At 60.3% G+C, this 12,655-nt stretch carries 9 protein-coding genes; 2 read left to right on the top strand and 7 right to left on the bottom strand.

Going from position 1 to position 12,655, the window contains the following annotated elements; translation table 11 throughout:
* Positions 1–29: 29 nt before the first annotated feature.
* Positions 30–503: a response regulator gene (locus ACP15W_RS11945; protein ID WP_424933122.1), complete on the top strand. Its 474-nt coding sequence runs from the start codon at positions 30–32 to the stop codon at positions 501–503.
* A 29-nt stretch (positions 504–532) separates the two neighbouring features.
* Here the strand turns inward: ACP15W_RS11945 and ACP15W_RS11940 are convergent, their stop codons facing one another.
* The 7 genes from ACP15W_RS11940 to ACP15W_RS11910 all read right to left on the bottom strand — a co-directional run bounded on the left by ACP15W_RS11940 (position 533) and on the right by ACP15W_RS11910 (position 11,032).
* Positions 533–1,177 carry a hypothetical protein gene (locus ACP15W_RS11940; protein WP_424933121.1) on the bottom strand — a complete coding sequence of 215 codons (645 nt, stop codon included), beginning with the start codon at positions 1,175–1,177 and terminating at the stop codon, positions 533–535.
* Positions 1,178–1,454: 277 nt separating this feature from the next.
* On the bottom strand, positions 1,455–4,373 hold the full coding sequence (locus ACP15W_RS11935) for a CheR family methyltransferase (protein WP_424933120.1): 2,919 nt from the start codon (positions 4,371–4,373) through the stop codon (positions 1,455–1,457).
* A gap of 218 nt (positions 4,374–4,591) precedes the next feature.
* The gene (locus tag ACP15W_RS11930) at positions 4,592–6,190 is read right to left on the bottom strand and encodes an ABC transporter ATP-binding protein (protein WP_424933119.1); all 1,599 of its coding nucleotides are present in this window, start codon (positions 6,188–6,190) and stop codon (positions 4,592–4,594) included.
* An 82-nt stretch (positions 6,191–6,272) separates the two neighbouring features.
* On the bottom strand, positions 6,273–7,385 hold the full coding sequence (locus ACP15W_RS11925; protein ID WP_424933118.1) for an ABC transporter permease: 1,113 nt from the start codon (positions 7,383–7,385) through the stop codon (positions 6,273–6,275).
* On the bottom strand, positions 7,385–8,458 hold the full coding sequence (locus ACP15W_RS11920; RefSeq protein WP_424933117.1) for a microcin C ABC transporter permease YejB: 1,074 nt from the start codon (positions 8,456–8,458) through the stop codon (positions 7,385–7,387). Before ACP15W_RS11920 ends, ACP15W_RS11925 begins: the two co-directional genes overlap by 1 nt.
* 27 nt (positions 8,459–8,485) lie before the next feature.
* Positions 8,486–10,390 (bottom strand): extracellular solute-binding protein, encoded by a 1,905-nt coding sequence (locus ACP15W_RS11915; RefSeq protein WP_424933116.1) that lies wholly within the window; start codon positions 10,388–10,390, stop codon positions 8,486–8,488.
* Between the two features lie 147 nt (positions 10,391–10,537).
* Positions 10,538–11,032, bottom strand: coding sequence for a c-type cytochrome (locus ACP15W_RS11910; RefSeq protein ID WP_424933115.1), 495 nt, complete (start codon positions 11,030–11,032; stop codon positions 10,538–10,540).
* 181 nt (positions 11,033–11,213) lie between these two features.
* Between ACP15W_RS11910 and ACP15W_RS11905 the strand changes: the two genes are divergently transcribed.
* Complete coding sequence (locus ACP15W_RS11905) at positions 11,214–12,611, top strand: cytochrome P450 (RefSeq protein WP_424933114.1); 1,398 nt, start codon at positions 11,214–11,216, stop codon at positions 12,609–12,611.
* The last annotated feature ends 44 nt before the right edge of the window (positions 12,612–12,655 follow it).

Below are 12,655 nucleotides of genomic sequence, written 5' to 3'. Positions count from 1 at the left end.
CTAGGTATTCTACATAACTGGAGTGATCTTTGGCCCGTATCATAATCATGGAAGACGACCCCGATGAGGGAGTTCTGTTGTCGCAGCTCCTGGAAAGGGTCGGACATGAGGTCATGGTATTCCCTGATGCTCAATCCACGCTAGACCATCTCGAAGTTTCCGGCGCAGATGTGCTCCTGAGCGATATTTTTGTAAAGAAGGAGAACAGGCTTGTTCCGGACGGGGGCGTACGGCTCATCTCCACAATCCGTCAGCTCTGGCGTGTCGATTGGACTCGATTGCCGATCATCGCGATTTCTGGCGGTGTCTCGATCCAGGGGGGGGCGAGTCCGCTTCGAATCGCACGCGACCTCGGGGCCGATGCACTGTTCGAGAAGCCCGTGCCGATCGACGAGCTGCATCTCACGATAGAGGAACTGGTTTCCAACCGGCTCAACCCTTTCCGGGGACGCAACAACACTTCGTCAAGGGTTTCGAAGCGGCCGAGCGGCCTGATGGGATAAGTGCTTCCCCCGTTCACGCGGGGGAAGGCTCAGCTTCCTGCCTGCAACCGGCGCACATGCGGCCCGGTGCGCGGAGATTCAAGGCGTGCGCGAAGCTCCTCGTTTTCACGGGTCTGGCGTGCACATTCCGTCACATAACGGGTAAGAAGCGAGAGGTAGAAATTCACCTCGCTGGCGCGGCTCGAAAGGTCCTCCAGCTTCTTGCGCACGTGCTCGTACTCCTGGCTCGAATTGGGAGGGCGCGCTCCGGCAAGAGCGAGACTGAAGATCGGCGTCGCAATATCGGCCAACGCCTCAACCGCAATCTGTTCACGATGGTCGATGGATGGAACGCGGAGATACGTATCAACCCGAAACGCCGATTGCAGCGTGCCAATGAAATAACGGAAGCGAACAATGACCTGTCTCGCGCCATCCGCGGCTTCATTGATGAGTGCGCGAAGGCGAGCCAATGTCAGGCCCGGAAGCTCAATGACAAAATCGGGGTCCGAAAAGACATGTGCCCCATCGGGCAGGCGAACGAGAATGGTTTCAATGCATTCTGCAAGGTCGGCTTCGAATACATCGCGAATGCCATTGCTTTTCGTGAATGAAATCCGATGGCGCATGTTCTGGCCGAGAATATCGACCGAGCGGATCTTGTAGCTTTCACCGGCATCCCGGGAGATGGTCACTGAAAACACATCTGCCGAATCTGAGGCCGTCATCGCTTGGTTCATACTGATGCACGCCATATTTGTTGAGAATTTTCGACGAATTAAAGTCTTAACGCCGATATCTCTCCAAAGAGTTAACAGACCGTTTAGCGCCCTGCCAAGGCACTGTTATCCCGACGTAAACCTCTGTCTGCTGCCCCCGGGCGAATGTCGCGATTCGAGCCACGGGTCCGGCGGGTATGCCCGTGGGCCGCATGGATACAGTATTTTTCAGAGGCGTTGCGGGGTTTCGGCATCAGGAGCTCAGGGCTTTCTGGCCGTTCTTCTGGTTGGTCGAGAGGCTGCCTCCCGGCTCTTCGAGTACGCGTATGGCGCCGACATTGGCCACGATTGACCCGCTGTCATCCCGCACCGGTCCGCCGAAGATCTCGACCTCGATCAGCTCGCCTTCGGGGCGCCGCAGCTTCCGGTTGAACCGATAGGGCCAACCCGTCTTCATGGACTGGTCGATCGCCTTGCGCACGGTTTCGGAGTCGCTGGGATCGAAGAAGCCTTCGACCTGTTCGGGTGTTGGTTCCTTTTGGGTTTCGGGCAGGCCAAAGATCTTGAACATCTTCTCCGACCAACTGAGCGTGTTGCTGCGAAGATCGTGCTTGAAATGCGCCACATTGTCGATGGACTCCACGAGGCGCGCCCGCATGGTGAGTTCCTCGCGCAGGAGGTTCTCCTCGTAGACATCGTATTCCGAGAAGATCATCGTGATGCCGCGCAATGCCATGTTCTCGTCGAAGAACGGCGCGGATTTCAGGCTCACAAGCTTCTGGCCGCAGGTGAACTGGTGTTCCTGGTTTTCGCGCAGCCTGAATGTCTCGTTCGCGATGTGGGTGAGCGAGGGGTAGCCGTGCGGCACGGATGCCTGGCTCAGGTGCATCCGGGTGGCGCTCCTTTCGGGGAGCTTGAAGGTGTATTGCGCGTTCTGGCTCGCGCGCACGATCTGCAGCGCATTGTCCACCACCAGGATCGAGGAGGGGGCGGATTGGAGCACGGAGGTGAGCTCGCCCGTCACCTCCTTGAGTTCGGACGAGTTGACCTGCAGCTCCTCGTTCACGGTAACGAGTTCCTCGTTGGTCGATTGCAGCTCTTCGTTGGCCGTTTCGAGTTCTTCGTTGCTCGCCTGCAACTCCTCGTTGGTGGATTGCAGTTCCTCGTTGACCGATTGCAGCTCCTCGTTGGAGGTCTGCAATTCCTCGATGGATTGCTGCAGGGCCTCGCGCGTGCTGAGGATTTCTGAGTGAAGTTGGCGGACGAGTTTGTCCTGAGCGTCCTGCGGCAGGGATTCGTAGCTGATCTCAGGCGTTTCGGGGGACGATTTCACGAAGGCGAGCAGCACGTATCTTTCGTGTTCATCCGCGATCGAGATGGGATAGGCCTCCATCTGGACGTGGGTGTAGTCCGTCCCATCCATACGGTGCTGCATGCCCGGCCGCCGTGCACCGCGCCGGAGAGCCACGCCGCAGAGGCTTGGCGCCTCGTCCCGCAGCGGCGATTTCAGCAGGGTAAGCTTCAGATCGAGGCGGGTCTTTTCCGACATCTCTATGAAGTCACTCATTTCGCCGTAGATGCGGATAATGTCCTGGTTTGCGGTCACCAGCAGGGCATTGGGCGCGATGGAGCGGGCGAGCGCGTCGAACATCTCCTTTTGCAGACCGCCGCTGTCGGGGGCCGGCGCCGGCGTCTGGACCGGTTTCCAGGGGATGATCTCGGACGGACGATCGCCGAAGCTCGACCGGACGGTGTTGCGCGCGATCCGGCGCTTGCTGAAGAGCTTGTTGGGTTCCGAGACCGCCTCGAAATCGACGTTGAGCGCGCCGATGCTCTCGGAGGTGCCAAGGAAGAGTAGCCCGTGCTGCTTCAAGGCGTAATGGATGCGGTTGAGCACACGCTCCTGGAGGCGTGGCTTGAAGTAGATCAGCAGATTCCGTAGGCTCACCAGATCGATGTTGATGAAGGGCGGATCCTGAAAAACGTTGTGCGTGGTGAAGCGGATGACGTTCTTGAGCCGCGGCTTTACATGGATCTTGCCGTCGGCGATGTCGAAATACTGCTCGAGATATTCTCGCGGGATGTCGTTTGCGGCGGACTGGGGGTAGGAGCCGATACGCGCGAGTTCGAGCGCGCCGAGGTCGATGTCCGTGGCAAAGACCTGCAGCCGCTCTTTGGAGATGTTCTCGATGCCGCCCATGGCCTCGGCGACGAGAATGGCGATGGTGTAGGCTTCCTCGCCGGTGGCGCAGCCTGCGACCCACATGCGGATGGGCCCCTCGGTGTTCTGCTCGACGACGTCGGCAATGGCGTCTCGGAGACAGTCGAACTGTTTCTCGTCACGGAAGAAGCGGGTGACGGAGATCAGCAGATCCTTGAAGAGGGCATCGACCTCGTTCACGTCCGACCGACAATGGGCGACGTAGTCCTCGTAGGCGTCGATGCCGAGGGCCATCATGCGGCGCTGGATCCGCCGATGCACCGTGCTTTCCTTGTACTCGCGGAAATCGACCCTGGTGCGCGCCAGCAGGATGTGGAGCAGGTCCGACATCTTGTTGTGGCTTTCGGTGATGGTGCGCAGGCCCTCGAAATCCCGAGGGCTGGACAGGATCTTGCCAAGGTGCTGGCCGATCTGGGTGGGGGAGAGCACAAGGTCGATGCAGCCGGTTTCCGCGGCCGAGGCGGGCATCCCGTCGTATTTCGCCGTGCCGAGATCCTGGGCGATGGTGATGCCGCCGGCCTCGCGGATCGCCTGAACGCCGTAGCTGCCATCGCTGCCGGTGCCCGAAAGCACGATTCCCATGCATGTCTCGCCGCGCTCTCGCGCGAGGCTCATGAACAGCCGATCTCCAGAGGGTTTGGGAGTGCGCGCTTCGCCATGTGGCGGAACGAGGGTGAGCAGGCTGTCTTGCAGCACGACATCCCAGTTCGGCGGCGTGACATAGATGGTGTTGGATGCTGGTTTGACCGGATCGCTCATTTCGATCACGTCCATGTTCGCCTCGCGCCCGATGAGCGTCGACATCAGGCTCTTGTGGGTTGGCGACATGTGCTGTGCGATGACATAACTCGCACCCGAATCCGCGGGAAGGTTCTGGACAAGTTGAGTCAGCGCCTCGAGGCCCCCGGCGGAGGAAGCAATGCCGATGATGAATCTCGGGTCAGTTGTCATATCGACCGTCCGTTCTGGGTGCGCCTAACAATCGCCTAACGTGCGCGGGGCAGGTCGAGCGTCTTGGGATAATTCGAGTCAAATACAATCTAACCGAATGTTCGCCATCGTGCCAACGTCTATAGGACGAAACTTGTATCGGCACAATTGCCTCCAACGACATAGGGTATTCGCTATTGGCGTACCCTTCCAAACGACTGTTCTTTCGGTGGTTCCGCTTAGCTTGCTTCGGCCCTGAGATCGAATGCCGCGGCCATCAGGGTTCGGGTGTATTCCGTCCTCGGGCTCGAGAAGATCTCATCCGCCGGGCCGGCCTCAACCACGTTGCCATTCTGCATCACCATCACCTTGTGCGCGAGCGCACGCACCACACGCAGATCATGGCTGATGAAGATGTAGGCCAGCCCGTATTTGCTCTGGAGGTTGCGCAGAAGATCGACGATCTGTACCTGCACCGTCATGTCCAGCGCCGAGGTCGGTTCATCTAGCACAACCAGTTTCGGTTGCAGGATCATTGCGCGGGCCACGGCAATGCGCTGGCGCTGACCACCGGAGAACTCGTGCGGGTATCGATCCATCAGATCCGGATCGAGGCCCACTTCTTGCAGGATATCCGCCACTTTCGCGCGCATGTCGCCCCCCGGGGCGTGAATGCGCAGTCCCTCGGCGATGATCTGTTCGATGGACATGCGGGGGCTGAGCGAACCGTAGGGATCCTGGAACACGATCTGCATGTCGCGGCGAAGCGCGCGCATGTCCCGGTGCTTCCGGTCCTGGATATCCTGACCCATGAAGATGACCGGGCCATTTGAGGAGATCAGCCTCATCAACGCGAGTGCAAGGGTGGTCTTGCCCGAGCCGCTTTCGCCAACGATGCCCAGCGTTTCGCCTGCGCGTACGGAAAGGGACGCCCCATCGACAGCCTTGACATGGCTCACGGTGCGACGGAGCAGTCCGCGCTTGATCGGGAACCAGACCTTTAGGTCCGTCGTGCCGACAATTTCCGTACTGTCCGGCACAACGGGATCTGGCTGGCCTGCCGGTTCGGCCGCGAGAAGTTTTCGGGTGTAAGGGTGGCTGGGGGCTGCAAAGATGTCCGCAGTGCGGCCAGTCTCGACGATCTCGCCATCCTTCATTACCGCTACCCGGGTGGCGATCTTGCGCACGATGTTGAGATCGTGGGTGATGAAGAGCATGGCCATCTTCGCACGGGACTGGATCTCGGCCAGAAGGGAAAGCACCTGGGCCTGGATTGTCACGTCGAGCGCGGTGGTCGGTTCATCGGCCACGAGGATCGTCGGATTGTTGGCAAGGGCCATGGCGATCATGACGCGTTGGCGCTGGCCGCCTGACAACTGGTGCGGATAGGCGTTCAGGCGGCTTTCGGGCTCGCGGATGCCCACTTGAGTCAGGAGTTCCAGAATGCGGGCGCGCGCTTTTTCGCCCGTTAGCCCCTGGTGCAGAGACAGGCTTTCGCCAAGCTGCTTCTGGATGGTGTGGAGGGGGTTGAGCGAGGTCATCGGCTCCTGGAAAATGAAGCTGATGTCATTGCCGCGCGTCGCGCGCAGGTCGCGTTCGGACGCGCGCGAGAGATCCCTGTCGCGGAAGCGGACTGTCCCCGTGACCTCGGCGTTGTCGGGAAGCAGTCGGACGGTGGACATGGCCGTGACGGACTTGCCCGAGCCGCTCTCACCCACGAGCGCGAGGGTTTCGCCGGGGGCGAGCGCGAAGCTCACGCCCCTGACGGCCTGCGTCGTCGTGCCGCCTTGGTGGAAGGTGACGGTAAGATTGTCGACGGAGAGGATTGGTGCGGTCATGAGGCACCTCCGCGGATCTGTACGGAGAGGTTCGTGCAAACCCGATTTTCAAACGCGCGGTGCGGTGTTTCGCGTCGCTCTCTCATCGAAAGGTCTTTCTCGGGTCGAAGGCATCGCGCACGCCCTCGAAGATGAAAACGAGCAGCGAGAGCATGATGGCGAAGGTGAAGAAGGCGGTGAAGCCGAGCCAGGGTGCGTTCAGCCGGTTCTTTCCCTGCAAAGCCAGTTCGCCCAGCGAAGGGTAGGAGGGGGGCAGGCCCAGCCCGAGGAAGTCGAGCGCGGCCAACCCGCCGATCGCGCCTGTGATGAGGAAAGGCAGGAGGGTCAGTGTCGCCACCATGGCATTGGGGAGCAGGTGCCGAAACATGATCGTCCAGTCGCCGACGCCAAGCGCCTTGGCGGCGCGTACGTATTCGAAGTTGCGCGCGCGCAGGAACTCGGCTCGTACCACGCCGACGAGCTGCGTCCAGGAGAAGAAGGCGATGAGGAGCGTGAGCAACCAGAAGTTCATCTGGAAGATCGCCGAAAGGATGATGATGACATAAAGGCTCGGTAGATTCGTCCAGATTTCGACGATGCGCTGGAAGGTGAGATCCACCCAACCGCCGAAATAGCCCTGTATTGCACCCGCCGCGATACCGATGAAGGAAGAGATGGCAGCGACCACCAGGGCAAAAAGGACCGAGATACGGAAACCATAGATCACGCGTGCCACGACATCTCGGGTCTGGTCGTCGGTGCCGAGCCAATGGTCGGCATCGGGCGGCGAGGGGGCAGTTGCGACGCCGTAGTTGATGGTATTGTAGCTGTAGGGAATGGGTGGCCAGATTGCCCATCCCGGCTGTTCGATCGGTTCGCCCAGCACGGTGTTGTCGGTTTCGGCCTCTTCGAGCACCGCTTCGGGATCATAGAGGCATTCCTCGTTGCCTCCGGTCCGGATAAGGCAGGTCACTTCCGGCGCGTTGTATTCGGCCTGCGTCTGGAACTCGCCGCCAAAATCGGCTTCCGAGTAGAACGTGAAGATCGGGAAGCGCAGTTCGCCCTGGTAGCGCACCACAAGCGGTTTGTCGTTAGCAACGAACTCGGCGAACAGGGTGACGAAGAAGAGCGCCAGGAAAATCCAGAGCGACCAGAAGGCCCGACGATTGGCCTTGAAGTTCGCGATGCGGCGGCGCTGGAGGGGATTGAGGCGCATCACGTTTCGCGGCTCTCGAAATCGATGCGGGGGTCGACCCAGACATAGGTTAGATCGGACAGAAGCCCGACGATGAGCCCCATGAGTCCGAAGACATAAAGCGTGCCGAAGACCACCGGATAGTCGCGCTGGATCGCGGCCTCGTAGGCGAGCCGTCCCAATCCGTCGAGCGAGAAGATCGTCTCGATGATCAGACTGCCCCCGAAGAACACCGAGATGAAGAGAGCGGGGAATCCCGCGATCACGATCAGCATCGCGTTGCGGAAGACATGGCCATAGAGCACGCGGGTTTCACGCAGGCCCTTGGCGCGGGCGGTGATCACGTATTGCTTGCGGATTTCGTCGAGGAAGGAGTTCTTCGTCAGCAGCGTCAGGGTGGCAAAGGCGCCGATGGTGGAGGCGGCAACAGGCAGGGTGATGTGCCAGAAATAGTCCGCGATCTGACCCATAAGGCTGAGATCCGCAAAATTCTCCGAGACGAGGCCGCGCAGCGGAAAGATCCGGAAATATGAGCCTCCGGCGAAGAGCACTAGAAGCATGATCGCGAAGAGGAAACTAGGAATCGCATAGGCCACGATGATGAGCCCGGAGGTCCAGGTATCGAAGGATGAGCCGTCCTTGATAGCCTTGCGGATGCCCAACGGGATTGAGATCAGGTAGGCGATCACCGTGGACCAGAGGCCGAGCGAGATCGAGACCGGCATCTTTTCAAGCACGAGGTCCACCACCGAGATCGAGCGGAAGTAGCTCTCTCCAAAATCGAAGGTCAGATAGTTGCCGAGCATTATGAAGAAGCGCTCGACAGGCGGCTTGTCGAAACCGAACTGACGCTCGAGATCCTCGATGAACTCGGGGGGGAGGCCCTCTGCGCCGCGATAGTCACTTGAACCACCGGCATCCGCGCCGCCCCCGCCAATGCGGCTGAGCGCGCCTGCGTCCTCGCTGTTGATCTGGGCGATGATCTGTTCGATCGGCCCGCCTGGCATGAACTGGACAAGCACGAAGTTCACCAGAAGAATCCCGAACAGGGTCGGAATGATCAGGATCAGCCTGCGGAGGATATACGCGCCCATGTCAGTTCACCATGTCAGCCGGGCATCTCAGCGGAGCGCGCCCTGGGCCTTCAGCGCGTCGAATTTCTCCTGGTCGAACCACCAGAAGGCATCGCCGCGGGCATAGGGCGGCTGGACATCTGGGCGCCCGAACACATCCCAATATGCGACCCGGTAGACCCCGGAATACCAGTTCGGAACCCAGATCTGCTTGATCCGCAGCACTCGGTCGAGCGCACGCACGCGGGGGACGAGCTCGTCGCGGCTGTCGGCGGAAATCACCTCTTCGATCAGGGCATCGACCACCGGGTCCGCGAGGCCGGTATAGTTTGCGGAGCCTGGCGTTTCGGCTGCTTCGCTGGAGAAAAGCTGGCGCAGTTCAAGCGAGGGCGAGAGCGACATGGAAAAGCGGCCCGGCACGAGGTCGAAGTCGAAATCCTCGAGCCGTTGCTGCATCTGGGCAGGGTCGATCTGCCGGTAGGATGCGTCGATACCCAGCCTGCGCAGGTTCTGCACATACGGGTTCATGACCCGCTCAAAGGAACTGTTGTCGTCAACGAAATCGATCTTGAGCGTGACGCCTTCGGCATTCTGACGCATCCCGTTCTCACCCACCGTCCAGCCTGCTTCGTCCAGCAGGGCGGTGGCCTGGCGCAGGGCACCACGATCGAGTTGACGCGAAGTCATCACCGGCGGTGACCATGCCGGTTCGGTAAATATCTCTGGTGGGAGTTCGTCGCGAAACTCCTCGAGGATCGCAAGTTCGTCGCCTTCCGGAACACCTTCGGCTTGTAGATCGGCAGTGTTCTCCCAGAAGCTGTCGGTGCGCTCGTAGGCACCATAGAACAGCGTCTCGTTGGTCCATTCGAAGTTGAACATCAGGCCGATGGCTTCCCGTAATCGGGGGTCCTGAAATTTCTGCCGGCGAAGGTTGAACCAGAACCCCTGGGTGCCGGAGGGGCGGGCATCCGGGATCTCGTCGCGCACTACCCAGCCGTTGTCGATGGCGGGAAAGTTGTAGGCCGTGGCCCAGAGCGCGGAGTAGAATTCCTGATGGAACAGGTATTGCCCGACCTTGAGCGCCTCGAAAGAGGCATTGTTGTCGGCGAAATACTCGTAGACGTAGCAGTCGAAGTTGTTCACCCCGACATTGACCGGAAGGTCGTCACCCCAGTAGTCCGGCCGGCGGCAATAGCGGATCGACTTGCCGGGATCGACCCGGTCCACGACATAGGGTCCGGAGCCGACGGGTGGCTCGAGTGTCGACTCCTCGAAGGGAAAACTCTCGTAGTAGTGTTCGGGCAGGATCGAAAGGCCGCCCGCCAGTGCCGGAAGATCCTTCTTGGGTGCCTCTTCGCGGAAGGTGAAGCGGACGCGATGCTCTCCGAGAGCCTCGACGCTCTCGATGTCGCGCAGGATGATCTTGTAGGAGGGCGCGCCTTTTTCCAGCAGGACCTCGTAGGTGAAGACGACATCATCCGCCGTTACCGGTTCGCCATCCGAGAAGGTGGCGTCGGAGCGCATGTTGAAGATCACCCAAGAGCGGTCAGCCGGATATTCGATTGTTTCTGCCAGCAGTCCGTAGGCACTGTCAGGTTCGTCAGCCGAACCGGAGAGCAGGCTGTCGTACAGCAGCGTGAGGCCCTGAGCCGGTTCGCCCTTTAGGATGAACGGGTTAAGGCTGTCGAAGGTCTGGCTGGCACCAGTGCCGCGAAAGCTCATCGTTCCGCCGCGCGGGGCATCCGGGTTCACGTAGTCGAAATGCCGGAAGTCGGGGGGATATTTGAGTTCTCCGAACGTGGAGACCCCATGACTGACAAGAACTTCCGCGAACGCCATGCCGGGGAAAGTGAGAGCAATAGCGAGGGAAGTTGCTTTGGCTGTCGTGCCGAACCCTTTCAAACCGCTCCAATGGTAACTTCTGTGCGGGCGGGAAAGGGTTTGTGGTGCCATGGTGCCTTCGGGTCGATCACGGGAGACGTGGCCGACTTTAGACGTCTACGCGGTGGCGTAAAGCGCCACTTCACGCAGAACGGGAAAAACTTTCCGTGTGATTGGGTGCTTTGAGGGCGGCCAATCAGCCGCCCATGAGCATGCCGATTACTCGGTCGCCTGAAGGTAGGCGATGATATCGGCGCGATCCTGCTCTTTCTTGAGGCCCGCAAAGGACATTTTCGTTCCCGGGATCACACCCTTGGGATCCTCCAGGAAGGCAAAAAGAGCTTCGGGTGTCCAGGGGCCATGTGCTGCCATGCCATCCGAATAGGCGAAACCATCCACGGCACCGGCTTCGCGACCAACAATGCCATTGAGGTGCGGGCCGACGCCATCAGTGCCGTCGAGCTTGTGGCAGGCCGCGCATTTGCGGAAGACACCCTCACCATCCGCCGGGTCGGCCGAAGCGACGAGCGCCTCGACATCGACTTCTTCTGCCGGCGCCGCGTCTTCGGCCCCATCGTCCGCGACCTCGATCGTGTAGGCGGTCATCTCGCTATGCGTGTCGTAGATCGCGTTGGAAAAGAAGTTGAGCAGGAGGAAGATCAGCAGAGCCCCGCAAAAACCTCCGACGAACTTGGTGATTTCCATCGTGTCCATGGGTAAAAAACACCTCTGCTACTGCTCCCGGCCCGATGCCCGGATATTATTGCCACTTCTATCCGCAATTCGGTTCACCGTGCAAGACGAACTCTCGTTGAATTCCGAGCATCGTGGGAATCGACACGTCGAGCGAAACCGGAGGCTGAGAGGCGGTCTCGGCGCTGGAATTGGCGGTCGCATGCTGCATCTTGTAGTCGGAGGAATGAATTGCCCGGAGCAGGAAATGAACGAGTTCGTGCCGCCAACGGTCAACCCCCCCACGAAGCCGCTGGGGTTCTTTGCGAGTGCGCGGGAAACGAGGCGCAACGTTCTCAACATCCTGCCCGCAATTTCCTACACCCAACCTATCGTGACCGGAAACACCGGTCCCGCGCGCTGGCACATGGTGCAGGGACCGGAGGGCATGAAGCGGATCTTTCTCGACAATGTCGGCAATTACCCGAAATCCGAAGTCATGATCCGCATGCTGCGCCCGGCTGTGGGCGACAGTCTCTTCACATCTGAAGGGGCTTCCTGGCGGTGGCAGCGGCGTGCGATTGCTCCGGTCTTTTCCGCGCGAAATGTGGCGGGCCTGGCTCCTCTCATGACGCAGACGGCGGAGCGGGCTTCGGCACGTTTGGGAGAAGCGCCGGGGCGCGCGGAAATGGTGCGCGAGATGCTCTCAGCAACCTTCGACGTGATTTGCGAGGTCGCGCTCTCGGGGCGCGATCAGTTCAATGCGGAGGTCTACGGTGCGGCGATCACCCGCTATTTCGAGACCATCGGCCGGGTCTCGCTTCTGGATTTCCTCGAGCTTCCGCCCTGGATCCCGCGCCCGAGCGAGGTACTGGGAAGGCGTTCGGTGAAGACGATGCACCGCATGGTGGCGCGCGCAATAGAAGTGCGTCGAAGGGCCGAGGGCTTACAGGGGGAGGATCTGCTCGATTACATGCTGGCAGCCGAAGATCCCGAGACGGGCAAGACGATGTCGGAACAGGATCTTCTGCACAACATGCAGTTCTTCATTGTTGCCGGGCACGAGACGACCGCGCTGGCGATTTCCTGGGCCCTGATGCTGCTCGCGCATGACCAGTCGGTGCAGGATGCGGCGCGGGAGGAGGCACGCGGCGTTATAGGAGGGCGGCCCGCGGGTGCGGAAGATGTTGGGCGTATGCCGCGGGTTGAGGCCGTCCTCGATGAAGCGATGCGGCTTTATCCGCCCGTGGGGCTGCTTGCGCGGAACGTCCTCGATCACGACGAGATGTATGATCGGGAAATTCTACCAGGTGAGACGGTCTTCCTCAATATTTACGCGCTTCACAGGCACAGCCTTTACTGGGAACGACCCGAGTGTTTCGATCCCTCCCGGTTCCTGCCGGATGCGAAGGCCCGCCGGGACCGATACACCTATATTCCGTTCGGGGCAGGCCCCCGTGTCTGCGTGGGCGGCAACTTCGCGGTGATGCAGGCCATGATCATTCTTTCTACGCTGCTCGCGCGCTTCCGCTTTCTGCCCGGCGGACCGTTGCCTGAGCCGATCATGCACATGACAGTGCGGCCCGAACCCGGTGTCGATCTGCGGGTCGAGCCCGTGTGAATCGCGGATTGAACGCCGCGCGGCCGGGCGCTATACCGCGCTCC

The sequence above is a fragment of the Amaricoccus macauensis genome, from assembly GCF_049800915.1.
GTDB classification, from domain to species: domain Bacteria; phylum Pseudomonadota; class Alphaproteobacteria; order Rhodobacterales; family Rhodobacteraceae; genus Amaricoccus; species Amaricoccus macauensis_A.
The sequence above is the reverse complement of the archived record's forward strand: the minus strand, read 5'-3'. Positions and strand labels throughout refer to the sequence as shown.